The organism is Streptomyces sp. NPDC001781 (assembly GCF_053596035.1).
The window spans coordinates 62735-88769 of record NZ_JBSFFI010000001.1 but is presented as its reverse complement, the minus strand read 5'-3'; the positions used below and the strand labels follow the sequence as shown (position 1 = coordinate 88769).

At 68.2% G+C, this 26035-nt stretch carries 29 protein-coding genes and 2 pseudogenes; 20 read left to right on the top strand and 11 right to left on the bottom strand.

What is annotated here, in order from left to right; translation table 11 throughout:
* The first annotated feature begins 10 nt into the window (after positions 1–10).
* Entirely contained in the window at positions 11–1177 is a 1167-nt protein-coding gene (locus ACWCV3_RS00495; RefSeq protein ID WP_451216125.1) for a low temperature requirement protein A, read from the top strand.
* Positions 1178–1195: 18 nt separating this feature from the next.
* Here the strand turns inward: ACWCV3_RS00495 and ACWCV3_RS00490 are convergent, their stop codons facing one another.
* From ACWCV3_RS00490 to ACWCV3_RS00480, 3 genes are all read right to left on the bottom strand, one after another.
* A complete protein-coding gene (locus tag ACWCV3_RS00490) occupies positions 1196–1444 on the bottom strand; it encodes an SCO4226 family nickel-binding protein (RefSeq protein WP_451216122.1) in 249 nt (82 codons plus the stop codon).
* 136 nt (positions 1445–1580) lie between these two features.
* The gene (locus ACWCV3_RS00485) at positions 1581–1736 is read right to left on the bottom strand and encodes a hypothetical protein (RefSeq protein WP_451216120.1); all 156 of its coding nucleotides are present in this window, start codon (positions 1734–1736) and stop codon (positions 1581–1583) included.
* A gap of 908 nt (positions 1737–2644) precedes the next feature.
* Positions 2645–3415: a hypothetical protein gene (locus tag ACWCV3_RS00480; protein ID WP_451216117.1), complete on the bottom strand. Its 771-nt coding sequence runs from the start codon at positions 3413–3415 to the stop codon at positions 2645–2647.
* 229 nt (positions 3416–3644) lie between these two features.
* Here ACWCV3_RS00480 and ACWCV3_RS00475 point away from each other — a divergent pair.
* The 6 genes and pseudogenes from ACWCV3_RS00475 to ACWCV3_RS00450 all read left to right on the top strand — a co-directional run.
* Positions 3645–3847 (top strand): annotated as a pseudogene (locus ACWCV3_RS00475) (site-specific integrase); the annotation flags it as partial.
* Positions 3840–4013 carry a hypothetical protein gene (locus ACWCV3_RS00470; protein ID WP_451216114.1) on the top strand — a complete coding sequence of 58 codons (174 nt, stop codon included), beginning with the start codon at positions 3840–3842 and terminating at the stop codon, positions 4011–4013. The pseudogene ACWCV3_RS00475 and the gene ACWCV3_RS00470, both read left to right, overlap by 8 nt.
* 564 nt (positions 4014–4577) lie before the next feature.
* Entirely contained in the window at positions 4578–6482 is a 1905-nt protein-coding gene (locus tag ACWCV3_RS00465; protein ID WP_451216111.1) for an ATP-dependent nuclease, read from the top strand.
* Positions 6483–6484: 2 nt separating this feature from the next.
* Positions 6485–6694 (top strand): KTSC domain-containing protein, encoded by a 210-nt coding sequence (locus ACWCV3_RS00460; protein WP_451216108.1) that lies wholly within the window; start codon positions 6485–6487, stop codon positions 6692–6694.
* Between the two features lie 29 nt (positions 6695–6723).
* On the top strand, positions 6724–7032 hold the full coding sequence (locus ACWCV3_RS00455; protein ID WP_451216105.1) for a hypothetical protein: 309 nt from the start codon (positions 6724–6726) through the stop codon (positions 7030–7032).
* 168 nt (positions 7033–7200) lie between these two features.
* A complete protein-coding gene (locus ACWCV3_RS00450) occupies positions 7201–7875 on the top strand; it encodes an endonuclease domain-containing protein (RefSeq protein ID WP_451216102.1) in 675 nt (224 codons plus the stop codon).
* Between the two features lie 65 nt (positions 7876–7940).
* Here the strand turns inward: ACWCV3_RS00450 and ACWCV3_RS00445 are convergent, their stop codons facing one another.
* A complete protein-coding gene (locus ACWCV3_RS00445) occupies positions 7941–8417 on the bottom strand; it encodes a hypothetical protein (RefSeq protein ID WP_451216099.1) in 477 nt (158 codons plus the stop codon).
* 178 nt (positions 8418–8595) lie between these two features.
* Complete coding sequence (locus tag ACWCV3_RS00440; protein WP_451216096.1) at positions 8596–8727, bottom strand: hypothetical protein; 132 nt, start codon at positions 8725–8727, stop codon at positions 8596–8598.
* 236 nt (positions 8728–8963) lie between these two features.
* Here ACWCV3_RS00440 and ACWCV3_RS00435 point away from each other — a divergent pair, with 236 nt between their 5' ends.
* Positions 8964–9566 (top strand): hypothetical protein, encoded by a 603-nt coding sequence (locus tag ACWCV3_RS00435; RefSeq protein WP_451216093.1) that lies wholly within the window; start codon positions 8964–8966, stop codon positions 9564–9566.
* Between the two features lie 83 nt (positions 9567–9649).
* Here ACWCV3_RS00435 and ACWCV3_RS00430 read toward each other — a convergent pair whose 3' ends face one another.
* The 3 genes from ACWCV3_RS00430 to ACWCV3_RS00420 all read right to left on the bottom strand — a co-directional run bounded on the left by ACWCV3_RS00430 (position 9650) and on the right by ACWCV3_RS00420 (position 11728).
* Positions 9650–10189: a hypothetical protein gene (locus ACWCV3_RS00430; RefSeq protein ID WP_451216090.1), complete on the bottom strand. Its 540-nt coding sequence runs from the start codon at positions 10187–10189 to the stop codon at positions 9650–9652.
* 205 nt (positions 10190–10394) lie between these two features.
* Positions 10395–10964: a GNAT family N-acetyltransferase gene (locus tag ACWCV3_RS00425; protein ID WP_451216087.1), complete on the bottom strand. Its 570-nt coding sequence runs from the start codon at positions 10962–10964 to the stop codon at positions 10395–10397.
* Entirely contained in the window at positions 10961–11728 is a 768-nt protein-coding gene (locus ACWCV3_RS00420; protein ID WP_451216084.1) for a GntR family transcriptional regulator, read from the bottom strand. The genes ACWCV3_RS00425 and ACWCV3_RS00420 overlap by 4 nt, the downstream gene beginning before the upstream one ends.
* A 578-nt stretch (positions 11729–12306) precedes the next feature.
* Between ACWCV3_RS00420 and ACWCV3_RS00415 the strand changes: the two genes are divergently transcribed.
* The 10 genes from ACWCV3_RS00415 (at position 12307) to ACWCV3_RS00370 (ending at position 21390) form a co-directional block, all read left to right on the top strand.
* Positions 12307–12579 (top strand): DUF6284 family protein, encoded by a 273-nt coding sequence (locus ACWCV3_RS00415; RefSeq protein ID WP_451216081.1) that lies wholly within the window; start codon positions 12307–12309, stop codon positions 12577–12579.
* Positions 12576–13430: a protein spdB gene (locus tag ACWCV3_RS00410; protein WP_451216078.1), complete on the top strand. Its 855-nt coding sequence runs from the start codon at positions 12576–12578 to the stop codon at positions 13428–13430. The genes ACWCV3_RS00415 and ACWCV3_RS00410 overlap by 4 nt, the downstream gene beginning before the upstream one ends.
* Positions 13430–13771, top strand: a complete 342-nt coding sequence (locus ACWCV3_RS00405; protein ID WP_451216075.1) for an RRQRL motif-containing zinc-binding protein — start codon at positions 13430–13432, stop codon at positions 13769–13771. The genes ACWCV3_RS00410 and ACWCV3_RS00405 overlap by 1 nt, the downstream gene beginning before the upstream one ends.
* Complete coding sequence (locus tag ACWCV3_RS00400; RefSeq protein ID WP_451216072.1) at positions 13771–14088, top strand: hypothetical protein; 318 nt, start codon at positions 13771–13773, stop codon at positions 14086–14088. Before ACWCV3_RS00405 ends, ACWCV3_RS00400 begins: the two co-directional genes overlap by 1 nt.
* 54 nt (positions 14089–14142) lie before the next feature.
* Positions 14143–16257: an ATP-binding protein gene (locus tag ACWCV3_RS00395; RefSeq protein WP_451216069.1), complete on the top strand. Its 2115-nt coding sequence runs from the start codon at positions 14143–14145 to the stop codon at positions 16255–16257.
* 207 nt (positions 16258–16464) lie between these two features.
* Positions 16465–16932 (top strand): hypothetical protein, encoded by a 468-nt coding sequence (locus ACWCV3_RS00390; protein ID WP_451216066.1) that lies wholly within the window; start codon positions 16465–16467, stop codon positions 16930–16932.
* A 90-nt stretch (positions 16933–17022) separates the two neighbouring features.
* Positions 17023–17901: a DNA primase gene (locus ACWCV3_RS00385; RefSeq protein ID WP_451216063.1), complete on the top strand. Its 879-nt coding sequence runs from the start codon at positions 17023–17025 to the stop codon at positions 17899–17901.
* A gap of 2 nt (positions 17902–17903) precedes the next feature.
* The gene (locus ACWCV3_RS00380) at positions 17904–19376 is read left to right on the top strand and encodes an ATP-binding protein (RefSeq protein ID WP_451216761.1); all 1473 of its coding nucleotides are present in this window, start codon (positions 17904–17906) and stop codon (positions 19374–19376) included.
* 453 nt (positions 19377–19829) lie between these two features.
* Positions 19830–20075 carry a helix-turn-helix domain-containing protein gene (locus ACWCV3_RS00375; RefSeq protein WP_451216060.1) on the top strand — a complete coding sequence of 82 codons (246 nt, stop codon included), beginning with the start codon at positions 19830–19832 and terminating at the stop codon, positions 20073–20075.
* A 76-nt stretch (positions 20076–20151) separates the two neighbouring features.
* Complete coding sequence (locus ACWCV3_RS00370; RefSeq protein ID WP_451216057.1) at positions 20152–21390, top strand: tyrosine-type recombinase/integrase; 1239 nt, start codon at positions 20152–20154, stop codon at positions 21388–21390.
* A gap of 78 nt (positions 21391–21468) precedes the next feature.
* On the opposite strand, the gene ACWCV3_RS00365 is transcribed toward ACWCV3_RS00370, so the two are convergent.
* Entirely contained in the window at positions 21469–22230 is a 762-nt protein-coding gene (locus ACWCV3_RS00365; protein WP_451216054.1) for a phosphoglyceromutase, read from the bottom strand.
* A 140-nt stretch (positions 22231–22370) separates the two neighbouring features.
* Between ACWCV3_RS00365 and ACWCV3_RS00360 the strand changes: the two genes are divergently transcribed.
* Both ACWCV3_RS00360 and ACWCV3_RS00355 read left to right on the top strand, forming a co-directional pair.
* Positions 22371–23645: an MDR family MFS transporter gene (locus ACWCV3_RS00360; protein WP_451216051.1), complete on the top strand. Its 1275-nt coding sequence runs from the start codon at positions 22371–22373 to the stop codon at positions 23643–23645.
* 82 nt (positions 23646–23727) lie between these two features.
* Positions 23728–24192 (top strand): annotated as a pseudogene (locus tag ACWCV3_RS00355) (helix-turn-helix domain-containing protein); the annotation flags it as partial.
* Between the two features lie 7 nt (positions 24193–24199).
* On the opposite strand, the gene ACWCV3_RS00350 reads toward ACWCV3_RS00355, so the two are convergent.
* A complete protein-coding gene (locus ACWCV3_RS00350) occupies positions 24200–24703 on the bottom strand; it encodes a type III secretion system chaperone family protein (RefSeq protein WP_391299409.1) in 504 nt (167 codons plus the stop codon).
* Positions 24696–26033 carry a D-inositol-3-phosphate glycosyltransferase gene (gene mshA / locus ACWCV3_RS00345; protein ID WP_451216047.1) on the bottom strand — a complete coding sequence of 446 codons (1338 nt, stop codon included), beginning with the start codon at positions 26031–26033 and terminating at the stop codon, positions 24696–24698. Before mshA ends, ACWCV3_RS00350 begins: the two co-directional genes overlap by 8 nt.
* Between the last annotated feature and the right edge of the window lie 2 nt (positions 26034–26035).

The window sequence follows — 26035 nt, the reverse complement described above, 5'->3', positions numbered from 1 at the left end:
ATGGCCCGTCATGACCCACCCCACCCCGTGGCACCGCCCCATGCTTCCCCGTGCCGGCACCGAACGGCACCGCACCGCCACCGTCCTGGAGCTGTTCTTCGACCTCTGTTTCGTCACCGCGGTGGCCCAGACCGCCGCCGCCTTCGAGCACGAGCTCGCGGCGGGCAGACTGGGCCACGGCGTCCTCGGCTACGTGCTCGTGTTCTTCGCCATCTGGTGGGCGTGGATGAACTTCACGTGGTTCGCCTCGGCGTACGACACGGACGACGTGCCGTACCGCCTGCTCACGCTGCTCCAGCTCTCCGGCGCGCTGGTACTGGCGGCGGGGGCGTCGAAGGCGCTGGAGGAGTACGACTTCAGGGTCATCACCTACGGATACGTCGTGATGCGGCTGGCCATGGTGAGCCAGTGGCTGCGCGCCGCCCGCAGCGACCCGGAGCGGCGGCGTACCTGTCTGCGGTACGCGGTCGGCATCCTCGTCGTCCAGATCGGCTGGGTCGCGCGGCTGTGGCTGCCGGACGGCGCCGGGCTGCCGTCCTTCCTCGTGCTGGTCGCCGCCGAACTCGCCGTCCCCGCCTGGGCGGAGCGCGCCGGGCAGACCACCTGGCACCCGCATCACATCGCCGAGCGGTACGGCCTGTTCACCCTGATCGTCCTCGGCGAGTCCATCACCGCCGCGACCGGCACCGTCCGCGCCGCCCTCGACACCGAGATCTCCCCCGGCGACATCGCCCCGCTCGTGGTCGGCGGCGTCCTCACCGTCTTCGCCATGTGGTGGCTGTACTTCACCGGGAGCGCGGCCGGAACGCTCACCTCCCTCGGCACGGCGCTCCGCTGGGGCTACGGCCACTACTTCGTCTACGCCTCCGCAGCGGCCGTCGCCGCCGGGCTCGCCGCCGAGATCGCGCACCGCACGGGGCACGGGCACCTCGACGGGGTGGTGATCGGGGCCGCGTACACGGTGCCGGTCGCGCTGTACGTCACGGTGCTACGGCTGCTGCACCGGGGAGCGGACAGGTTCGGCGTGCTGGACGTGACCTGGGCGCTGGGCGCCCTCGCCGTCCTCGCGGTCACCTTCACTCCGAGCCCGGTACTGGCCACGGGGTGCGTGATGTCGGTGCTGGTGGCGGCGGTGGTCGTGGTGTCGGGACGCGCCGGGCGCCCGGCCGTCGCGTGATGCCGGTCCCGGCGTCGCTCAGACCTGCAGCGGTACCGGGTGCACCTCGTCCGGCTTGTGTCCGGCACGTTCGTGGATGCGCTGGACCGCCTCGGCCGAGGGGGCCTCGGACAGGCAGTAGACCGTGCCGGATTCCGGGTCCGCCCAGGCGGCCTCGAAGTGCACGTTCTCCTCGTGCTCGATGGCCAGGTCGGCCTGGTGGGCCTGCGCCAGCTGGTCGGCCGTGATGCCTTCCATGTCATGGTGGACGTCCATGAACCTGGGCATGGTCACACCTCCTCGCGATGTTCCTCTCTCCATGCTGGGCCCACACGTCCCCACATGGCTACTCGTTCACTGATCCGAGCGCGTCAGAGCGCGTCGAGGGGCCCCGGAGTTCCGGAGCCCCCCGACACCGCCTCCCTCAGCCGCACTGGCAGGGGGCACCCTGCTGGCAGCCGCAGCCGCAGCCCGAGCCGCAGCCGCAGGCGGCCAGCAGCGGCAGGCTCCTGGTCTGGACGGGCTGTTCGCCGTCGCGGTCCTTGGTGGGGTCGGTCGTGGTGCTCGGGGATTCGGGCATGGATCCTCCTCGACACGGGGGCCAGGCGCCCCCGCCCATTCCATGCCCGCTCCCCCGGGCGCATCAACGGCGCACGGATGCGCCCGCACACCACACCTCACCTCCGCGAGCCCCTCCGACCTCGCCACGGGGTGACGGCTCCGGCGGCTTTGCGGGGTTCTGGCTCGTCCGCCCGCAGCACGCGCTTACCGACCAGCCCGTGGTCTTCCTGGGCTCCGAAGGTGAGACCGGCGTCGTGGCGCGCAATCTGAGCGCCTTCCTGTGGCTGCCGGCCGGAGGACATGGGCCTTGGGAAGCAGCCACCTCATACGAGCCTGACTGGACTCCCCGCTGCAATCAGGACCGGGCGGCCGTCGCCGGACGCCGACTGCAAGCAGCCGGCGGCTGACGTCATCGAGCAGGCGCCCCGTGAGCTCCCGGACTGTGGTTTGGCTGATCAGAAACGGTGGACCCGTGCGCCCGGTGGTCGTCGTTGGTCGTCATTGGCCACTGCCGAGCGGCCTCGGACGGCCCAGAGACGGCCCAGAGACAGCCCAGCTTCGTCTCACTCGGCCGACTGGCGGCACCTTCGAGGCGCCCTGCCTGAACCTCAGCCGACGACAGTCCACCACGACGGCGGGTGCGCCGGCCGATCACGCGCGCGTGTGCCTCGCTGCACCCCCACCGGTCTCAGCATGCTGCCCGTGCCGTGGACCAGAGCAGATACCGACGGCCAGGGCCTGACGACGGCGGCCGGCCGAGTCCTCAGCTCGGGAAGCCGAGGTGATCTTTGAATTCCCCGGTGTTCCCCGTGGTTCCCCTCGTGGCACGGGCCTGGCACGACCACTTGGCTCGCGGTCGGCCAACGCCTTTACCGTCACGGTAGCTTCCGTCGACTCGGCCCCCACCGGCCCGTAGCACCACGGACATCACTTCACCACGACGTTGTCCCCGGACGAAGTCGACGGCCCGGTGGTGGTGTTTCCGTAGTACACCCAGCGCCACGTACCCGTCTTGGATGCCTTCACGGTCGTCCTGAGATCACCCGAGCTGTTCGCGTACACCTTCTTCACCGTGGTGTAGGAGGCGGCACCGGAGGGCTTGAACTGCAGGCTCACAGGACGGCCTCCGTAGGAGGCGTACTTCCTGGTTTCCCAGTTGGCCCGCGTGACCTTTCCGGTCACGCTGATGGTCTTGCCCTTGGCCACCGGTTCCGGCGAGGCGTTGACGGTCAGATGGGAGTTGCGCTTGACGTAGACCGTCAGACCCTCGTCATCGGTGTCACCACCGTCGCCCTTGAAGAACACCTGGGCCCCGACCTTCCAGACCCCGGCCTCACTGTTGCGCATGTCCCATACGCTCGGGTCGAAGGACATCGTCTCCTTGAAGTCGCAGACGCCCTTGCTCACCTTGATGCAGTCGCTCGTCTCGATGGCGTGCCAAAGCTGATCACCACCGTCCGCACCACCGCGGTACAGGAACACCGCCGGGTACTCCCACGCCTCAGTGGTCGCCATCCGGAAGGAGGCGGGCGCCGCGACCTCCTTCGACACCCCGATCACAATCGGCTTGCCCCCGTTCACCTGGACACGGGTGAACGAGACCCCACCCTCGGCCGCCCCGGCCGGCGCCGCGGCCACGGCCGTGAACACCGCCACCGCACCACCGGCTACGACGACTCTCCAGACCTGCTTCCCCACCTGATCCCCAATCTCCTTACAGAAGGGCACCGAAGGCTCACCCCTTCCGACGCCATACAGACAGCCGGCATCCGCACGGGGTTGTACCCCCGCGAATCACAATGGGGCATCAGACAATCCCCGCCTCCTGCGAGGCGGAGGGTCGGTACGGTGCCCAGGATCCGGGCGGCCTCTGGTGAGGGTCCGCTGGCGTCTGCGCTCAGACCTTGAGGGAAGGGGCTGCCGCCTGATGGCCGGGCACATCCAGGACCGTTGGTACAGGACCGAGACCGGCCCGGACGGGAAAGCGTGCAAGGTCAAGACCGACCGCCACGGGTCCGGTCTCCGTTACCGCGCTCGCTACATCGGCCCGCCGGTAGGGAGAAGGCGAAAAGCTTCCCCGACCGGCAGAAGCGGCTCGCCGATCAGTGGCCGGCGCACATCGATGCCAACTGAAGCTGAGCCGCAGCAAGGCCGTGTTCGCCCCACCGGGAAGCGGTTCCTGACGGTCGAGGTCACCTTGCCGTGGAAGGTGGCGGACGGTCCACCGGTGACCAAGCGGCTGGTCTTCGCCGGACCGCGCGGTGGCCACGTCTGGCGCACCTCGCTCAACGAATAGGCGTGGAAGCGGATTCTCGCCTCCCTCGGCGGCTTTCCCAAGCAGAAGCCTGGCGGGTCGTACGTCGCGTCACGGCCCAGCAGCACCAACAAGCCCCCTACTTACGGAGAAACCGCAGGTAGGGGGCCTGTTCGTGCGCGCTTACTTCTTCTTGCCCTGGGTCTGGGGGGCAAGATTTTCACCCCTGGTCAGCGGGCCACTCATCTCAACTGACCTGCGGTTGGGCTGTCACTGTTGGTCGTTATTGGTCGACCGCTGTCGGCCTCGGAGGGCCCAGCGAGGGCCCGGCGGTGTCGCCCTGGGCTCTCAGTCACGAAGAAGAGCAGCCTCCTGATCCGTAGGCATGTGCAGAACATGCTGCCGCGCCAGAGAGTCAGAGCCAGAGCGCCACGGCGCTGGCCGCCCGACCGCAGCCGTCCCCGGGTGTACGCAGCAGTTGATGTCAGCGGGCGCGACCGATACACCACACGGACGTAACCAGGACATGTAGCTTGATTACTCTCAATATATCTAATTTCGCGAATCCAGTTGTGTAGGCCATGTGAAGGCGATCATCATGAGCGGATGAGAATGACCCGCGCACGGATTGAGAACTTCCGCTGCCTGGCAGACGCAGAAGTTCGTTTTGATGACGTGACCTCCATCATCGGCCCTAATGGTGTTGGCAAGTCCACCATTCTGCGCGCCCTCGACTGGTTCTTCAATGGAGAAAAGGAAACGTCGCTCAGCACCGACGACCTTTGCGACAACGCCACATCACAAAAGATCCGGGTCGAGGTGGAATTCGACTCCTTTACAGACCGGGACCGCGAAGAGCTTGGACACTACGCACCCGAAGGCGTCGACAATATAACAATTTGGCGCACATGGGAAAACGGCGAGGATAAGATAACAGGCAAGGGCAAGACCTTCCCTCCGTTCGAAATAGTGCGTAGCCAACAAGGCGCCACGGCAAAGCGCCAGCAGTACAAAGTCCTGCGTGAAAAGTATCCGGAACTGGGGCTGCCAGCCGCGGGAAGTGAAAAACTAGTCGAAGACGCCATGATTGCCTGGGAGCGCAGTAACCCCGATCGACTAGTGGAATCAGAAGTCTCGGCAAACAACTTCTTTGGTTTCGCAGGCAAAGGAAAGTTGGCGAGCCTTTACGAGTTCATCCTAGTCAGCGCGGACTTGCGGGCTCTGGAAGAATCTGCGGACACTCGGTCAACCATTTTTGGGAAGATCATCGAACGAACTATAGATCGGAAGATCGCGGATGCAGAACTCGCCGAGCTGGACGATAGGGTCAATCAGGAACGAGCCGTAATCGCCACTCGAAACTTCGGTCCTCAGCTCTCACTAATTTCCAAGGAACTCACCGACGCCGTCGAGCTGTTCTCAACGGGGCGTAATGTTGTGGTTTCGCCGATCGACGTACCCTACAAGCCCGTTAAGGCTTCCTTTAGGGTAAGCATCCAGGATGGAAGTGTCGAGACAGGGATTGAGCGCCAAGGGCACGGTTTCCAGCGGGCGATGATTATCGCCGCCCTGAAGCTTCTATCTGACAGGGGCAGCGGCAGTGGCAGCCCGAGAGAAGCATCTTTGTGCCTCGCCATCGAAGAACCGGAACTCTACCAACACCCAGTACAGGCGAGAGCGTTCGCGCAAGTCCTGCGCAAAATTGCAGAGGAACCGACCCAGAACACGCAGGTGGCTTACGCTACGCACAATCCGATCTTTGTGGACTCGAGAAACTTCCACGAAGTTAGGCGGATTAATCGCCTCCATGCCCATGACCGTAAACAAGGTGTTTCCGTAGCCCACGTTGGCGTGGAGGACGTAGTAGAAGCCCTAGATGGAATTGTCCCTGAGGAGCGCGTCAAAAAGCAGATCAATTCCGCTATCTTGAACAGTCTCTCCGAAGCATTGTTCGCGTCCGCCGTAGTGCTCGTTGAGGGACCGACGGACAGAGCAGTGCTTGAAGGGTGTGCCGCACGCGATATCGCTCCTCTTGCCGTTGAAGGAATTCACGTTGCCGAGGCCGGCGGTAAATCATCGCTTCCGTTGAGTCATGCAATTCTCGACCTTCTCGGTATCCCCTGTTACGTCGTATTCGATGCGGACAGCGGAATCGGATACCGGAGCGAGCTCAAGAATAGAAACGCTGACGCCGCCCGTAAGGCAGAACAGGCTATGGAGGGAGAAAACCTGCGCCTGTTCCGCTACTTGGGTAGGCACGGGGTTACGGGTTGGCCTTCAACTCACGCTACCGCCTCGTACGCTGTGTACGCCGACAGGCTAGAAGAAGTACTCAGCAGTGAGTGGCCGGAGTGGGGCCACAGAGTGACGGAGCTTGTCGATTCCGGGCTCGGCTACAGCGAGAAGAATTCAGCCACTTACTCACAAGCGTCCGAAACCGCAGACGGACGGCCGCCTGCGGTTATTGAGCAAATGCTCAGCTACATCAGGAATTTGGCTAGGCAAGGGTAAATATGGAACGAAAGATTGTACGCTCCTCCAATATAGTCTCCATTGGATACGATGCAGCCAGCATGACTCTAGAAGTGGAGTTCAATAGTGGCGTGTATCGATATCACGCCGTGCCACATGGCGCTTACAGAAAACTGATGGCGGCAAGCAGCCATGGAAGATACCTAGCGACCTTCATTAAGGGACGCTATTCCTACAGCAAAGTCAGTTGAACCGCGTCTGGGTGGCGCAGAGTATGGCAATGCTGAACATCTACACGGGGCCGGCCACGGTCCTCATGAACGGGCTGGAGGTGCCGGTGCAGGCGCGTCTCCGCTACATCCTCGATCCATTGACAGTGGAGGACTTCTCCTACGACCGGCACAAGACCTGGTCCGGGTCTGTGCGGACTGACGCGGGCGTTGATCTGTTCGACGCTGCGCCTGGAGTTCTGCGCATGCCGGACGGCAGCGAGGGTGAGTTCATGGCGACGGGCGGGGCGCCGAACGAGGTCGGCATCTCGGGCCTGGGTCCGGCGCCAGCCATGCTCGTTGATGGGGCTGGTGCATAGCCGGGTGAACTTGTGGGTGGGCCGGGGTTCTACCCCTTCCGGGCGCACCGGTTCGCCCGGCCCACCCATGACGCGGGCGGTGACGGCCGCTAGGCACGCCTGCCCCAGTCGAGGGCTCACCGACAGCGTACGATGTGGAATGTCAGCGGTCTGCGAGACGATGCGCGTATGCCGACTCTGGACGATCTGCCGCCGTACCGTCGCGCAAAGCTCCTCTGGGAGTTCGGACACTTGGGTGCGTACGCCGTCGAGCAGATGGTGCGGGACGCCCATCCCTGCTGGATACCCAGAGGTGACGGAACCCGCCCACGCGCCGTCCTCGGCGACGATGGGCTGTATCACCTCACGGGCGCGCGCGTGCTGCTGTGCGCTCCGCATCATGGGACGCACGAGCCCGTGCTGTCGGGCGGAGAGATGGACCTTGCGGAAGTTCCCCGCGACCAGCGATGCCGACAGTACGGCAGGGATTCGGCTCTTCATCACTGGCCGCCACCGCCAGCGAGAACAGTGGCCGTCCGGCGCATGCGCTCGGCCCTGGTGGAAGCACTGGGCCTCGACTGCCACCTGTGCGGGCGATACCCAGGAGCGATGGTCGACCACGATCACGAGACGGGTATGGTCCGCGGGCTGCTGTGTGCACTGTGCAACCGATCACTGGAGCACTGCCCGCACCTCGGCAGCTGCCCAATGGCCGAGTACATGGCCCACCCGCCTGCGGTGGCCCTGCGCCTGGTGTATCCGAAGCACCTGGAGTGGAAGCCCAGCGCGGCACGACGGGCGAAGGTGATCGGTGATCTCGGCTTCGATCCGTTCGACGAGCTAGGGCCGGTGTGGGACCGGTGACAACGCCGGGGCGCCTCTTCAATGAGTGCGGCGGGAGGGGCCGCTCCTCGCACGTCCAGAGAGGCTTAGGGCGCGTAGGTGTGGTCGAGGAGGTAGATGGTGGCAGCAACCTCCGTGACTTCCAACTGTAATGAGCCCTGGCACGCGGTCGCCATGTCTTGTTGAAAGCGGGTCACCTCGGAGTCCGCGGGCAGGCCGATGGCGCCGTCTGCCTTTCGTGCCCCTAGCAGCATGTCAGCGGCCATAGCCCACCGCTCGTGCGCGTTCATGTCGGAGCCGTAGTCGCCACACGTGGTGTCGCTGTACGGCGTCTTCCAGGTCTGGTCGTATTTACCCGGAGCGGGGCTCTCGGCCTGCGTTGCGGGGGTGGAGTCAGCGCCATATGTGCCGCTGCTCCGCTCGTTGCTGCCGCAGGCAGTGAGCGTGGCCGCGAGGACGGCGACGGGGATGAATGAAAATCTGGCGTGCATGGTCCCCCCAAGGACGGTTCTGGGCCTCGTCAGTGTGGCGCCGGGCGAAGCGGGGGTGCGTGCGTCGTGCATGCTTCGTATCGCAGGTGTGACACGAACGGCTTCCACTGTCGCTCGGCGGTCCGGGCGGGCTCCCGTCTCCCACCGGCACCGGTCGTCACCCGGCCTTCCGGACCGCCGCGACTCAGGCTAGCCCCGTCAGTGCGACTGCGCGGTAGAGGACAGCCACGCCTACGCCTCGGCGAGGTTCTCACTTAAGACCCTCGGCCCTCGCGGGCCCCGTGGCGTCCTTGAGCTCTGCCGCGGCCTCGACGATGGCCTCGTACAGGGTCGCCCTCGCTTCGGTCTGGGTGGTGCGGCTCGTCTCCTGGTTCATGGACATGTTGTGCTCCTGTCTGGTCTCACCGGGTCGCATGTGGGGCGTAGCAGGCTGGTGCCTGATACGCCCCCTTCAACGTTGAGGGGAAGGATCACACACGGCACCGACCACGCCCCCTCTCTCTGTGCAGGCGTTGCCAGTCGCTCGCCACCGTGTGTAGGGGCACGCCACGCTCGACCAGTGTCTCGATGACCTAACTGTGCTAGTAATCCTGCGTGTTACCGGGGCAGACTGGCGCCGTGGTAGATCCGATCACTGCTGGGACTTCTGCCCTCGCCAAGGCTGCGGGCAGCGCCGTCACCAAGCAGCTCACCTCGAAGACCGGCCTCCAGCTCGGGAGCCGGGACGAGCGACGGCTCGTGTACGCCCGCTTCCAGGCGGCGGTGACCAGCGCCTACACGTACAACGCCGGCGTGTATTACGAGATGCAGCTCTACACGGTCTACCTGGGAAAACAGCACCGCATACCGCTGACGGTCAAGCCCGGCGGCACTATGGCCGCCCGCGATGCCCTGCGCGGCCTGCACGCCCACCAGGCCGAGCTTCTCCAGGCGTACCTAGAGCTTCGCCTCGTGTCCAACCCTGCGCCCCTCGTCGCCGCCGACGAGGTTCTTGAGCAGATGAACGCCCTGTACGAGCTGGGCATCAACGCCCCCAAGGAGCCGATGGAATCCGCCGTCAACCGCGTGGCTGCGGCACAGCGCAGGTTCACCGACGTGTGCCGGGACGACCTCTGGTACCTGCCGCAGAGGTGGCAGGTGTACCGCCCCATGTGGTGGAAGGCCCGGAGGTGGCGGCGGCACGCCATCCCGGCACCGGAGCAGCAGCCCCGCCCGGAGTAACCCGGCGGGCGGTGAATGTGCCGCTGAACCAGGCTGGGGGCATGTCTTCTCGCCGCATCGTCGCTGCTCCGACACGATGGAGGCTAGTCCCAGTTGGGGACGGGCAGAACCGCAGCTTCTCCAGCGCCTTCCCATGACACGCGGAACTCGCGCGGCACAGGCGCGCCCCAAGCTCCGAGCACCATGAACTCGGTCGATTCGCCCTTGCGAACCACGGCGTCCTCAGGAACCTGACGTGTCAGGCCCTTAGGGTGATCACCGACGTCAACCTGCACACCCGTAGCAACCTCCGACCCGGTGTTGCGGAGGACGAATACGTTCTTCTTCGGCCGGTCCAACTCCCAGGACACTGCCGCTGCATGGCGTACGGGTTGCGCGGCGATCTGTGCCTCTGCGTGCGCTTGAACGGCCGCGGGCAGCCGCTCGATGAGCCGCTGGAGAGCCTCCTCTGTGGCGAGTGCCCTCCTCTCGGCTGCATCTGCATGCCGTCGGGCTATGTCGTCAGCTTCTATCTGTCTCCGGGCCTGCCGCCTCTGCTGCCACAAGCCGAGTGCCACAGTGAGGACCGCAACGAGGACACCGATCCATCCGGCCCAGTCGCCTGCTTCGAGTGCCATGGTCATGGCGGGACGATAGCTCGCGGTGCTGACAAGACAGGGGCCACACCGTGGCCAACGGTCGTGATATCTCGTGACGAAATCTGAGATCCCACATCTGGTCGAGTTCGGGGTAGTGGCGGAGGCCGGTCGTCCCACCCGGAACCATCTGGTTCGGCGCGATGGGCTTCGGCATGGTCACGGTGCCAACCGGCAGCTTCACCAGTCCCGTTCAAGCAGCCAACGGGAGCCTGGCCGGCTTGGGCGTGCGGTCAGTGAACCCGTGATCCGCCAGCCGTGCCGCTCGCTGTGCAAGCCACCCAGAGACCCTTGGTCCACCGTTCACCGCAGCGCCCTCGCGAACCGTACGGACGTGCTCGAAGCCCTGCGCAAGGTAATACCGCTGGAGCCCCTCGTTTGTTGTCCACGCGTCCAGCCGGAGCCACCGAGCGCCAGCACAGTGTGCGCGGTCACCCGCCCAGTCGAGCAGCCGGCCACCAAGGTTCTGCCCGGCATACTCGCGGGCAATGGTGAGCTTATTGACGAACATGGACGGTTCGATCAGTTCGTCGTCAGTCCACAGACCGTCTTCAGCGTCCGGGGTGAGCGTGATCGTTCCGGCAGTCGTATGCCCATCGTGGAGCATGAACACGGTGCCCGCTTCGATCGTGGCCAACAGCTTGTCAGCCGGGTACGGACGGCTCCACTGGTCGGAGCCGAGATCTCGCAGCCAAGCTGCCGCCTCCTCACGGAAGGCGAGCAGCTTGGCCACGTCACGCGGTTCTGCGGGAGTGATGATCACTCGTTCTCACCTCGGGCGGACAGCTCGCCAATCTCGTAGTTGATCCGATTCAGGTCGCCCCGGAACGTCGTGACGGTGCAGCGGATGGGCCGGTCCTGCGAGTAGCCCGTGCGGGTCCAGAGCATCACCGGCACACCGGCCCCAATCTCCAGTAGGCGAGCCTCCTCAGGCGTGGGCATTCGAGCCGCGATCTCGTCGAAGTACCCAACCTGCTCGATACCCCGAGAAGCGAGATACCGCGTCGTGCCCTCAGCGATGTCGCCTGGCTCAGCCAGTCGCGGCGACTCGTCCACCAGCCACGCGGGATAGTAGGTCGCCTGCGTGGACCATGGAACGTCGTCCACATAGCGATGACAGAACCGCAATACCGTCTTCGTACCCGGCTCGATCTTCAGTCGCTCAGCGATCTCCTGCGACGCAGGCAGCACCTCGACACGGAACGTCTGGTGCGGCCGGCGCCCCGCATTCGTCACGTCTGTGTTGTAAGCGTCGCCGTTCTGCGGGAACGTCAGGTCCTCAAAGCGAGACGCGTTGAGCTCGAACGCCTCGTGCGACTTGACCTCGTATCCGAGTCCCTGGCTGGACGAGATCAGCCCCTCACTGACCAGCAGACTCAGCCCGTTGCGGATGGTGTTCCGCGACGCGTCGAAGCGCTCCTGTAGGTCGTTCTCAGAGGGCAGCCGCGACCCAGGCGCATGGTTGCCATTGACGATCTCGCGGCGCAGAGCGTCGGCCACTTGCCGGTACTTCGGCTGCTTGTTCATGGCCCCATCATGACGCACTCGCGCAACTTGTTGGTACATGTAGCCCCTAACCCCTTGACGCCTCACCGTCCATCAGTGCAACATCACTGCATCAGCTTGTACCAACAAGTTGAGCAGGTGGTGCAATACCTTCGAGTATGCCCGCCTGCGTCGAGAACTCAACAGCGTGATCCGCCACAGACACGACGGCCGTGACCACACCAGCCGAGGTGAGCGGAGATCAGTCGGTCATCTCCCGTCAGGGACACGTGCCGACTCAAAAGAACGGATCTGCCCAAGGGCGCCCACGCCGCGCGAAGAGACCGGGATGCGATTCCTCGGAGGAGCGGGACTGAGGGACAGATCCATATCGCGCAGTACGGGCCGTCACCTCCCGTCGAAAGGCGTCCGGCGCGGCTCAGGCCCGCGCATCTTCGACTTCCGCCGCATTAGCGCGGCGGTCGGTTGCCTCCGCTGCTCGTCTCGTACGAGTGGCGCTGAGGGGAGCCGGATCTACCGACTTCAACGGCGCGCGACCCCGGTGCGGGAACACCGGGGCCGCTGTTCGGGCCGTTCCTGTATGAGAGGAACCAGACCCAATGAGCCACATCGTTACTGTTCAGGACGCTGTTACGGCGTTCGAGGACTTCATGGAGCCGACCAGCGCGGAGCTGGACGCGATTGAGCGTGAGATGCCCGTCATCCTGGCGGACGTTGATCTGCTGGACGCGCACATCGCCACCCTGGACCGCACCCCGACCGAGCTGGACGCCCGCCGCATCCGCCGGGCCCGGCGCCGGGCGCTGGCCGCCCGCGTCGCCCTGCTCAACCTGACGGCCGCCGGTGCGAGCCTTCCGGGTGGTGCGGCGTGAAGGTCAAGACCGTTCTTCCCGCCGTCGCCATGACGGCGGTGTCCATGATCCTCACCCTCGCGGTGGTCATGATGTGGCTGGGCCGGGCGGTGCCGTGGCCGGTCGCGCTGGTCGTCGGTCTCGGGATCGACGGCGGCTGGCTGGCCACCCTCGCCTACGAACGCCGTCTCGCCGCGCAGGGCGACCACAGCACCCCGGTCACCGTCGTCGGCTGGTGCTTCGGACTGCTGGCCGCCGGCGTCCTCATCGCCCACGCCCTCACCGCCGAGTCGTCGGCAGGCGCGTGGCTGGCCGTCGCATGGCTGCCCATCGCCGCCAAGGCACTGTGGCTGGTCCACGGCCTGTGGGAACGCACCGCATTGACCCCGGCCGCGCTGGGGGCGATCCGGGGTATCCGGCAGGAGGCCCGCGATGAAGCGGCCGTGGCCCGCGCCCGGCTGCGGGCGGAGGCGTCCACGGAGGAGACGCGGCTGACGGCCGTGACGGAGGCCGGTGCCCGCGTCGCACGTGTCCAGGCGAAGACCGCGCAGACCCTCTCGCGGGCGTGGTCGACGCTCGAAAGCGCGCGGGATGGTGAGGACACCGGGCGGGCGTTGACCAGCGTGACGCGGCCCGTCACGCCCGGCGTCACAGCCCATTGGGATCTGCCGGTGTGGGGGCCGTCGGAGCCGGTGCCGGCGCTGGAGTCGGCGCCCGCGCTCAGTGATGACGCGCTGGACGCGGTGGTCGACCAGATTCGGCACAGCGAGGACCCCGCCCTGTCGTACCGCGAGATGGCGGCCCGGTTCCGGGCGAGCGGTCACGCCGCGTCCGAGGTCCGCCTCCGCGCGGCCTGGAAGCGCGTCGTCTGATGGCCGCGCTGCCGGTCTACCGGTGGCGGCTGGCCCCGGACGGCTACGCCACGCGTCGTCAGCTCCGTGCCGTCGGGCTCCGGCCCGGCGGCCAGGACGTGGCCGCCCAGCTCGAACGCCCCCGCAGCCGACGCGGCCCGCTGGTCGCCTACCTCTACCGCGTCGACCTGGCCAAGCCCGTCCGGCCCATGACGCCGGGCCGGCGGGCGTCGCTGGCCAAGGCCAACCGCGCCCGCCGGATCTGCCCGCAGTGCGGCACGGATGCGGGCTACGTCATCCCCTCTTCGCTCGGCACCTGCGTGCCCTGCGACTCCCCTTCCACCACCGCAAGGAGTGCGTGATGGGCAAGCCCGACACCCGCCGTCTGGATCGGGAGATCCAGCAGGCGACCCGCAAGCTCGACGCGGTCCGCAACCGCGAGCTGTGGCCGCTCGACGGCCGCGAGCGCCGCGCCGTCCTCGGCGCCGCCGTCTCCGGTTCCTACCGCGTCACCCGTGGCCGCAGTACGGGCCGTGCGGAGCAGCGGCTCGACACCGCCTGGCAGAGCGCGGAGACCCGACTGGTCGCGGAGATCGCCGCCATGCAGTTGGAGCGGGCGCAGATCGTCCGAGAGAACGCCAAGGCCAAGGCCGTGAAGAAGTCCACCGGCTGGTTCTGACCCCCACCCCACTCAGCCTTCCGCCCCTGAAGGGGTGTCAGGAGTCGTCTCGTCATGACAGAGAACGTCGTCTCTCTGCACAAGAACCCCGCACCGCCCACCGACCCGGCCCCCGTGACCACCCTCACCGTGGTCCCTGACCCTGCCCCGGCCAAGCCCGTCCCGCTGTGGGTCCGGTCCGGCCGGGCCATCCGTACCGCCGCTACGCACGACGCCACACGGACGACTGCTCGCACGGTGGTCCGGCACGGTCTGTACGTCGTCGGCGGGGTCCGGATCGTAGCGAAGCGGGCGTGGGACGGGCGGACGGCCGCCCGCTACGAGCGCTACATGCGTACCGCTGAAGCCGCGGGGAACTTCGAGGCGGCGGCGGAGTGGGAGGAGCGCGGGCAGCGCTTCCGCGACGCCCGCCACCGCCGCCGCATGGACCTCCTGCACTCCCCGCTCGACGCGGCCAAGGGCGCCGCCGTCACCACCGGCATGGGCATTGGCGGACTCGTCCTCATCGGCATCGCCATGGCAATCGCCACCAAGGACGCCACCGAGGTCGTCACCCCCGTCATGGCGGTCATCAAGTTCATCAACCTGATGGTCACCATCGTCCAAGTCGTCTGGGGACCGGCCGTCTCACTCGCCCCGTTCCTGGCGCTGCTGGCGCTGTGGGCGGTTGGGAGCAAGCAGCAGGCCGCACCGGCGTGGGCGCTCCCGGACCGGGTGCGCAACGGTGAGGGCGAGCCCATCACCCCGTCCATCGTGGTCAAGGCCCTGCGCGACCTCGGCGTCCCGGCTCTGCGCAACGCCATCAAGGAGATGGGCGACGCCGGCGCGTCGATGCTGTCTCCGATCGTGATCGCAGGGTGCGGGGTCGAGGTCGACGTGACGCTCCCTTCGGGGGTGTCTACGGCCGAGGTGCAGCAGCGTCGCCGGAAGCTGGCGGAGAACCTGTCCCGGCACGAGCACGAAGTGTTCATCACTCTGCCGCCGGCGGCGCGCACGGTCCGGCTGTGGGTGGCCGACTCCGGTGCGCTGGATGAGCCGATCGGCCCGTCTCCGCTGGTCACCGACGAGACCCTGACCGCCGACTACGCCAAGGGAAAGGCCCCGTGGGGGCAGGATCTGCGCGGGGACGCTGCGCAGATCAGCCTGTACCAGCGGCACCTGCTCATCACAGGTCTGTCGAACCAGGGCAAGACCGCCGCGTTGCGGGCGCTCGCGCTGTGGCTGGCGCTGGACCGGTCGGTGGAGTTCTGGATGGGTGACCTAAAGGGCGCCGGCGACTGGGCCATGTTCGACGGCATCGCCACCCGGCTTATCCAGGGCCCGACCGACGACCACGTCATCCAGGTCACGGAGATGCTGGAGGACGCGGTCGAGGAGATGAACCACCGTCTCCAGGCACCGCCCGGCACGGTGTTCCCGCTGCTGGTCGTGGTGGTGGACGAGGCGCAGGTGGCGTTCATGTGCCCGCTCAAGGACACGGAGAAGCGGCCCTACGGCGGCTCCAGCGCCACCTCCCGCTACTTCATGGCAGCGCGGAAGATCCACAATCAGGGTCGGGCAGTCAACGTGCTGCTGTGGCAGGGCACGCAGGACCCCACCGACCAGAACCTTCCCAAGCTCGTTCGGGAGGGCGCGCACACCCGCGCCTCCCTCGCGCTGGGCACCGAGTCCCAGGCCCGCATGGCCCTGGGGGACAAGGCCGTCGACGGCGGCGCCGCCCCCAACCTCCTGCGCCCCGGCCTGGACAAGGGAACACTTGTCGTCGCCTCCGACGGGATCGACATCCCCAAGGGCCAGTCTTCCATCACCGTGCGCACGCACTACATCAGCACCGAGGACGCCGAAGCCATCGCCCGCCGCGCCAAGGCGCTGCGCGACGGAGTCACCACCCTCACCCTGATCGAGCGGGGCCAGGAGCGTGACCCGCTCGCGGACATCGCCGCCGTCATCGCAGACGCCCCCCGCCTACGGACGCAGGACGTGATCAAGCGTCTCTCCGCGCTGGACGCGGACGCGTACGGGGACTGGTCGCCCGGCGACCTCACCCGCGTCCTGGACGGCACCGGCGCCGAGCCCTACAAGTCCGACGGCCGCATGGTCGTCGGCCGCGACCAGATCACCCGCGCCCTCGCCCACCGCGACGACACAGGTTCCGCTTCCGGCGCCTGACGGCAGGGAGCCCAGCCCTCACGGGTCAGGGAGGCAGGGAGAACTCCCTCACCGCCTCCCTGACCCACCTCCCTGCACCTGACCTGCATAAATGATCGTTCAGGGAGTCAGGGAGGCATGCAGGTCAGCACCTCTGCCACCCCCTCCACAGCCACCCTCCAAGGGGGTGGTTCCGCCTCCCTGACCGAGCACCGGAAGGGATTCCACATGCACCCCCAGAACACCCCGCACGCGCCCGCACAGCGGGCCGTCGAGGTCCACCAGCCCACCCCGCTCACCCCCGCTCACATCGCCCTGACGCCGGTCGTTCCAGTGCAGCCGGCCACCGTCCCCACCGTGGCGAGCGTCGTCCTCCCGGACGGTCGGATCATCACCGGCTACGCCGTGAGCCCCGTTCAGCCGGAGCCGGCCACGGCCAAGCCGGTCGTGTCGCGGGCGGCGGTGAACGGCGCCCTTGGGGGCGTCGGGTTCCTCGCCGTGTGCGGCGGACTGCTGCTGCTCACCACCTTCATCACCGCCCTGACGGCTCTGATCACCCAGCTCATCACGCTGGCGGCGGTTCTGTTCGGCGGGTTCATCGCTGTCCAGGTCCTCGCCGTCGGCTGCCACAGCGGCGGCGGGACCACGGTGAACATCCGCAAGGCCGTGATCAAGCGCAACCACTTCCACCGCTAGCAACGCCAAGGGCGACCCCTGCTCTCGCCAAAGAAACCGGGGTCGCCCTTGTCCATCCAGCACGCTCCAATCGAACTGGAGACATCCAGCATGACCCAACCCGCCCCCATCCGGCGAGTGCCCGGCCAACGGCCGCGCCTGCTGAACACCGCGCTCACGCTGGCCGCACACGGCATTCCACCCATGCCGCTGCGGGCGGGCAAGGTGCCGTTCGGTAACTGCCCCGTCTGCACGGCCAACGCGTGCGGCGGCCGGCCGAACATGAAGACTCCCGGCCCCTGCCAGTGCCCCGGTGTCTGCCACGCGTGGGCCGCCGCCACCACCGACCCGCACGTCCTCACCTCCCCGCCGTGGCTGGCCGCGTGGCGCCGGGCCGCCGCCGTCGCCTACCACCCCGGTGGCGCTGGCTTGACTGTGGTCGACCTGGACGACGCGGCGGCCGTGGCCTGGGCCCGTGCGAGCCTGCCCGCCACCCGCACCGTGCCGACGACGCGGGGGGAGCACTGGATCTACCAGGGCACCATGCGGTCCGTGAACGCCGTCCGCCCCGGCGTCGACATCAAATCCGCAATGGCTTACGCCCGTTGGCTTGGTCCCGGCACCGGCTCCATGGCCGCTCTCCCGGACGCGGTTCGCGCACTGGCAGCGAAGGAGTCGCCCATGGTCCGCAGGGCGCCACAGGCGCCCACAGCACCTCTCAGGAGCGGGCAGGGAGAGTGCCCGCACCGCACGCCCGCCTACCTGGAACGTGGCATCACCATGGCGGAGCAGCGCATCACCGAGGCCCGCAGCACGGTGCACGCCACCGTCTACCGGACGTTCCTCGCGGTGCTGTCCACGCACGGCCGGTGCGGCTGCCTCACCGAGACACACACCGCCCGCCTGTTCACCGCAGCACAGGCCAAAGGCGAATCGCCCCGGCACTGCACCGAGGCGTGGACCAACGCCCTGACCACGTTGGGACTGTGACCATGTCCGACGACGAGAAGAACCCCGGCCGCGAAGTCATCACCGACTACGCGCAAGCGCACTTCCGGTACTTCCGCACCGCCGACGGCACTGTGTACGCGCAGCGCAATGGCCACCCCGTCGCGCGGCCGATCCGCTCCCAGGGCACCACGGGCAGCCACCGGCAGGAACTCATGGTCGGCCTGTACCGCGACGGACTTGGCGTGTTCAACGGGACCGCTCTCAAGGAGGCGTTGGACTTGATCGAGGCGCTCGCGCTGACCGAGGACGTGCAGGCGGTCCACATCCGCGTGGCCCCCGGATTCAACGGGGCTACGTGGCTGGACCTGGGCCGCGCCGACGGGCAGTCCGTGCGCATCCATCCCACCGGCTGGGACATCGCCATCCCGGACCCGCGTGAGGTGTGCTGGCGGCGCACCCAGCTCACCGGCGAACTGCCCCTTCCGGCTAAGGACACCGACGGCAAGGGCATCGACCTGCTGCTGAGGTTGTGCAATTTCGCCACCGCCGAGACCGAATGCCTGGCCATCGCCTGGCTCATCGGCTGCCTCGGCCCCTCCGTCCCCGTCCCCGCCCCGTTTCTCACCGGCCCGCAGGGCGCGGGCAAGTCCACCGGGGGCCGGATGCTCGTGCGGATCATCGAGGGGATGACCGGCGACCTGCGCCGGGCCCCGAAGGATGAGGAGAACCTGATCGCGGCGGTGGCCGCCGGGTGGGTCACCGCCCTGGACAACCTCTCCCACATGACGCCGGACCTGTCCGACGCCATGTGCTGCATCGTCACCGGCGCGGAAAACGTCAAACGCGCCCTATTCACCGACGGCGACGTCTTCCGCGCCCGCTACCGCCGCCCCTTGCTCCTGACCGGCATCGACGTTGGAGTCATCCGGCCCGACCTCGCGGAACGACTCCTGCCCCTGCGCCTGGAACGGCCGACGGTCCGGCGCACCGAGGCGGAACTGTGGGCGGAGTACGCGGAAGCTCTGCCCGTCGTCCTCGGCTCGCTGCTCGATCTCACGGTGAAGGTGCGCGCGGTCGAGGCGGAGACGCCCACAGATCTACGGATGGCGGACTTCGCCCACCTGTGCGCGCAGCTCGACGCCGCAACCAGCCTCGGGGCCCTCGCCGCCTACCGGGCCAGCCTGGACGACCTCAACGATGACGTGATCGAGGGCGACCTACTCGCACAGACCGTCCTCCGGCACGCCGACACCCTCACGCCGGGCGCCGAGCAGCGGATGACCTCCACGGAGTGGCTGCACTGCCTCAGCGTCCTCTACAGCGGCGACGACTGCCGTCCCCTGCCCAAGGGCTGGCCCACCACCGGGAAAGTCCTCTCCGACCGGCTCAAGCGCCTCCAGCCGACCCTGGCCGCACGCGGCGTCCTCATCGACTCCGGCCGCACCAAAGAGGGCCGCTACCTCGAAATGACCCGCGCCCTCGCCACATCCCCGCACAACCAGCAGACGCTCTGAGCGGCACCGCCGTACGAGCAAGAGGAGCACCACCGGCCAGGCGTGCTCCTCTTGCAGTTCGGCGGCAGCGCCGCCCTGCGATAGACGCGCCGCGAAGCGGCTCCTTCTTCATGCTCTGAGCCGCGCCGCACCATCACAGACACCCCCCTCTCTTTTCCTAAGTGGGGAACGCTGCGTCACCTGCGTCACCAGAGGCCGGGAGACGGCACTTGACCTGCGCATACAGGGGTGACGCAGAGCCGGAAAGTCTGCGTCACCCCGCGTCACCTGCGTCATCGGTGACGCACAGCCTGCGTCACCGATGACGCACCCCGGCCTCTCTGCGTCACCGGAAACCCGCAGGTCAGCAGCCCGGATGACGCAGGTGACGCGGTGACGCAGAAATCCGAACCTCGGACACACACGGAATCCGAGACCCCCCGAAGCGCATGCGACTCAACCTCTGAGGACCCCATGAGCCGAACCCCTTCCGCTCAACCCGACCCCCGCGCCACCCTCCGCAGCGGCTTGCCCGACCGGTACCTCACTCCCGACGACATCGCCGAGATCTTCCGCGTCCCCCTCGAAACCGTCTACCAGTGGCGCAGGAAGCGCACCGGTCCTCCCGGCTTCCGCGTCGGCAAGCACGTCCGCTACGACCCCACCGAAGTGGGGGCGTACGTCGCCCAACTCAAGAACGTCGACCGCGTCGCGGCCTGACGCGACTCCGCACACCGCCAGGGGTGGCCGTTGAGCGGCCACCCCTGATCCATGCCGAGAAGGGACCTTGCCTCCTATGGCAGGCAGCATCCAAGACCGCTGGTACAAGACCGAGACCGACGCAAACGGCAAGACCATCCGCGTCAAGACCGAGCGTCACGGGACCGGCCTGCGTTACCGCGCCCGCTACTTCGCCCCCGACGGTAAGCGCAGGGGCAAGTCCTTCCCCGACGGACAAAAGCGGCTCGCTGAGCAGTGGCTGAGCAAGGTCACAGCGGACGTGGCTCGGGGCGACTACATCGACCCGAGCGCGTCCCGGACATCGTTTCAGGAGTTCGCTGAACCCTGGCTTGCGAGCCAGAGCGGAGACCCGAACACCCGCGCTTCGATGCAGTCTCAGCTCAAGCTGCACGCCTTCCCCCGCATCGGTTCGCGGCCTCTGGGGTCCTTCCAGCCAAGCCACATCCGGGAGTTCGTGACGCAGCTCGAAGCGTCCGGCATGTCCGGCGCCTACGCCCGTGTGATCTTCTCCAACGTCCGTGCCGTCCTCTCCGCCGCCGTCGAGGACGGCTACCTTCGCAGGAACCCGTGCAACTCCCGCACGGTGACGCTCCCCGAAATGGGCACGCGCAGGGTCGTCCCCTGGGAGCCTGGACGCGTCTTCGCAATGCGGGCAGCGATGGTCGAACGCTTCCGGCCCATGGTGGACGTGGGCGCCGGCTGTGGCCTACGACAAGGCGAGATCCTCGGGCTGTCCGTGGATGAGCTGGACTTCGACAGCGGCACCCTGCACGTGGTGCAGCAGCTCAAGCTCAGCCTGAGCAAGGCCGTGTTCGCGCCTCCGAAGGGTGGCAAGCTCCGTGACGTGCCTCTGCCCGATCCCGTGGCGGAAGAGCTCCAAGAGCACATCAAGCGGTTTCCACCCGTTGAGATCACACTGCCTTGGATGCGGGCGAACGGCCGGCCCGTGACCAAGCGCCTGATCTTCACCGGGCCCAACGGCGGTCACGTCTGGCGCACCTCGCTTAATGAGGACCACTGGAAGCCCGCTCTGGCGTCCGTGGGCGTCATCCCCAAGGCGAAAAGCCGGGAGCACACCGCCGCGCGCGAACACGGCATGCACGCGCTACGGCACTTCTACGCATCGGTGCTGCTGGACGCTGGCGAGAGCATCAAGGCCGTCAGCGAGTACCTCGGACACTCTGATCCGGGACTCACGTTGAAGGTGTACGCACACCTCATGCCGAGCAGCCGCGAACGGGCCCGGAAAGCTCTCAGCCAGGCACTCCGACCGGCGCAGGACCCACTGCACTGAGGTCCCACCCAGGGCCCAGGCCGTGAAAATGCCCCCGCCCCGCGCCATATGCGCAGGTGGGGGGCATGATCACAAACCCTACTTCTTCTTGCCCTGGTTCTTCACGGCCTCGATCGCGGCCTTGGCCGCCTCCGGGTCGAGGTACTTGCCGCCGGGGGTGACCGGCTTGAAGTCGGCGTCGAGTTCGTAGTACAGCGGGATGCCGGTCGGGATGTTCAGGCCCGCGATGTCCTCGTCCGAGATGCCGTCGAGGTGCTTGACGAGGGCGCGGAGGCTGTTGCCGTGGGCGGCGACCAGGACCGTCCTGCCGTCGATGAGGTCGGGGACGATGTCGTCGTACCAGTAGGGAAGCATGCGGACGACGACGTCCTTGAGGCACTCCGTCTGGGGGCGCAGCTCCGGAGGGAGGTCCGCGTAGCGGGCGTCGTTGAACTGGGAGTACTCCGCGTCGCGGGGGAGCGGCGGCGGCGGGGTGTCGTAGGAGCGGCGCCAGAGCATGAACTGCTCCTCGCCGAACTCGGCCAGCGTCTCCGCCTTGTTCTTGCCCTGGAGGGCGCCGTAGTGGCGCTCGTTCAGGCGCCAGCTCCGGTTGACCGGGATCCAGAGGCGGTCCGCGGCCTCCAGCGAGAGCTGGGCCGTGCGGATCGCGCGCTTCTGCAGGGACGTGTGGACCACGTCGGGCAGGAGACCGGCGTCCTTCAGCAGCTCGCCACCGCGTACCGCCTCCTTCTCGCCCTTCTCGTTGAGGTTGACGTCCACCCAGCCGGTGAACAGGTTCTTCGCGTTCCACTCGCTCTCGCCGTGGCGGAGGAGGATCAGCTTGTACGGTGCGTCGGCCATGCCTCAGAGCGTAATCCACCCCCAGGACGGGTCGCCGCGCCGCCGACGGTTGACGGCTTCCGGCTAATCGAGTGGCCACCGAAGGCCCCGTGCGAGTAAGTTCCACTCACCGCACGTGCCACTTACCGGGGGGTCCCATCATGTCCACCGCCGTACCGGGCCGGCTGATCGCCGCCGCCCGGTCCACCGTCTCCGGGCTCCCCCGTGCCTTCTGGTGGCTGTGGGTCAGCACGCTGGTCAACCGGCTCGGCGCGTTCGTGGCCACCTTCATGGCGCTCTACCTCACTCTCGACCGCGGCTACTCCGCCTCCTTCGCGGGCCTGGTCGCCGCCCTGCACGGCCTCGGCGGGGTCGTCTCCTCGCTCGGCGCCGGCGTGATGGCGGACCGGGTGGGCCGACGGCCCACCCTGCTGGTCGCGCAGGTCGGCACCGCCGTCTCCGTCGCGCTGCTCGGATTCATGCGCGATCCGGTCGCCATCGCGGCCGTCGCCTTCCTGGTCGGCGCCGCCGGCAACGCCTCCCGGCCCGCGGTGCAGGCGATGATGGCGGACATCGTGCGGCCCGAGGACCGCGTACGGGCCTTCTCGCTGAACTACTGGGCGCTCAACCTCGGCTTCGCGGTCTCCTCCGTCGCCGCCGGTTTCATCGCCGGGTTCAGCTATCGCGCCGGGTTCCTCATCGAGGCCGGGATGACGCTGGCCTGCGCGATCCTCGTCTTCCTCAAGCTGCCCGAGTCCCGGCCCGCGCCCGTCGCCGAGGATGCCGGGGAACCGGAGACGGGCCTCGGTACGGTGCTGCGCGACCGGCGCTACATGGCGGTCGTCGGCCTGTCCTTCCTCGTCGCCCTCGTCTTCATGCAGGGGGCGGTCGGCCTGCCGGTCGCCATGGGCCAGGCCGGCTTCTCCCCCGCCGGCTACGGCACCGCCATCGCCGTCAACGGCGTCCTGATCGTCGTCCTGCAGATCCCGGTCACCCGCTTCATCGAGCACCGCGACCCGCGCCGCCTGCTGATCGTCTCCTCGCTGCTCGCGGGCTACGGCTTCGGGCTCACCGCCTTCGCCGGGTCGCTGGCCGTCTTCGCGCTCACCGTCTGCGTGTGGACGCTCGCGGAGATCGTCAACGCGCCGACCCAGACCGGCCTCGTCGTCCGCCTCTCCCCCGTCCACGGCCGCGGCCGCTACCAGGGCGTCTTCAGCCTCTCCTGGTCCGTGGCCGCCCTGGTGGGGCCCCTGATGTCCGGCACGGTCATCGACCACCTGGGCGCCGCCTGGCTCTGGGGCGCCTGCGCGGTCATCGGCACGGTGGCGGGGCTGGGGTACGCGCTGCTCATGCGGGGACTGCCGGCGGAGGAGGCGGAGGTGGCGGGCGCGCCGGCTCCGGCGGCGACCCGGCCCGCCGTGGAGAAGGCGGCCTGACCCGCGGGGACCGCCCGCCGGGAGCGCGGAGGCACTCGGCGCAGGGGACCGCCGTCGCGGGAGCGGGCGGCGTCCAGGCCCCCGGCCGGCGCGGGCCGCCCGGGGACTGCGCGCGCACGTGGGCCGGCTGCACCGGGCGCTCGCGAGCCCCGGCGACGAACTGGCCGTGGAGAGCGGGCTCGTCCTCCTCGAAGGGCGCCTCAGGGACCATCTGCATCGCCGTGATCCCGAACCGCCTGGCTCCGAGCCGCTGTTGGCCCGCCGACTGCGTGAACTCCTCGACGAGCACCTCCCCGACGGCCTCACCCTCACCGAGGCGTCCGCACTGCTGCACGCCCATCCCGCCCACCTGGTAAGGGCGTACGGCATCGCGCCGCACCGGTACCCGACCTCGCGCCGGGCCGGCCGGGCCAGGCGGCGGCTGCTGGACGGGCCGGCGCCCGGCGAGGTGGCGGTGGCGTCCGGTTTCTACGACCAGGCCCGTCTGACCCGGCACTTCGAGAAGTCGGCCGGGGTCACACCGGGCCGTTACCGCGACGGCGCCTGAACCGGGTTCAGTCGCGGTCGAGCAGATGCGTGAAGGCGTCCAGGTTGCGGGTGGACTCCCCGCGCGAGACCCGCCATGCGTGTTCGCGGCGGATCGCTGAGGCGTAGCCCAGTTCCAGCAGGGTGTTGAAGGCGCCGTCGGCCGCTTCGAGGATCTGGCCGAGCAGCCGGTCGACCTCTTCGGGGGTGACGGCGGCGAGCGGGAGGCGGGCGGTGACGTAGACGTCGCCGAGCCGGTCGACCGCGTAACTCACGCCGTACAGCTTGAGGTTGCGCTCCAGGAGCCAGCGGTGGACGCCCGCCTCGTTCTCGTCGGGATGCCGGATGACGAACGCGTTGACGGAGAGGGTGTGGCGGCCCACCAGCAGCGAGACGGTGGTGGAGAGCTTCGCGGTGCCGGGGAGCTTGACCACGTAGGAGCCCGGTTCGGGGTTCTCCCACTCCAGTTCGGCGTCCTTGAGCGCGTCCTCGAGGGTGCGCGCGGCCCGTTCCGTCGCCTCGGTGTCAGCCATGCTGCGAGCGTACGCGACGGCGGTGGGACTGGGTCGCGGCCGCGTACACGTCGGCGGTGGCGGAGGCGGAGGTCTCCCAGCCGAAGCCGAGGGCGTGCCGGGCGGCGGCCGCGCCCATGCGGTCGGACAGACCGGGGTCGTCGGCGAAGCGGCGCAGCACGCGCGCGTAGTCGGCGGGGTCGTGGCCCTGGACGAGGAATCCGCTCACTTCGTCGCGCACGGCCACCGGGAGGCCGCCGACCGAGGCGGCCAGCACCGGCGTGCCGGCCGCCTGCGCCTCGATGGCGACGAGCCCGAAGGACTCGTTGTAGGACGGCATGACCAGCACGGACGCGGCCCGGAACCAGTCCGCGAGCTGCTCCTGTCCGACCGGTGGCCGGAACCGCACGACGTCCGCGATGCCGAGCCGCGCGGCGAGCTTGTGGAGCCCCTCCGGTCTGGCGAGTCCGCTGCCGCTGGGGCCGCCGACCACGGGGACGACGATGTTCCGGCGCAGTTCGGGACGCTCGCTGAGCAGGTGGGCGACGGCGCGGAGCAGCACGTCGGGGGCCTTGAGCGGCTGTATACGGCCCGCGAAGAGCGGTATGAGCGCGTCCTGGGGCAGGCCGAGGCGGGCGCGGGCGGCGGCGCGGCCGTCGAGGGGGCGGAAGCGGTCGAGGTTCACGCCGGGGTGGACGACGGCGACCTTCGCGGGGTCGGCGTCGTAGTGCCGGACCAGTTCCGCGGCCTCCTCGGCGGTGTTGGCGATGAGGCGGCGGGCCGCGGAGACGATCTGGGTCTCGCCGATGACACGGGCGGCGGGCTCGGGGGTGTCGCCGGTGGCCAGGCTGGCGTTCTTGACCTTGGCCATGGTGTGCATGGCGTGCACCAGGGGGACGCCCCAGCGCTGGGCGGCGAGCCAGCCGACGTGGCCGGAGAGCCAGTAGTGGGAGTGGACGAGGTCGTAGTGGCCGGGACGGTGGCCGGCCCATGCCTGCATGACACCGTGGGTGAAGGCGCAGAGCTGGGCGGGCAGCTCCTCCTTGGCCAGGCCCTCGTAGGGGCCCGCGTCGACGTGCCGGACGAGGACGCCGGGGGCCAGTTCGACCTTGGGGGCGAGGTCTTTGGAGGTGGCCCGCGTGAAGATCTCGACCTCGATGTTGAGGGCGGCCAGCCGCTGGGCCAGCTCCACGATGTAGACGTTCATGCCGCCCGCGTCGCCGGTGCCGGGCTGGTGCAGCGGCGAGGTGTGCACGGAGAGCATGGCGACCCGGCGTGGCCTGCGGTGCAGTCTCAGCCGGGGGGCGGTTGCGGGGGAGCGACGCCCGAGCCTGCTGACGTACTGGCTCACTG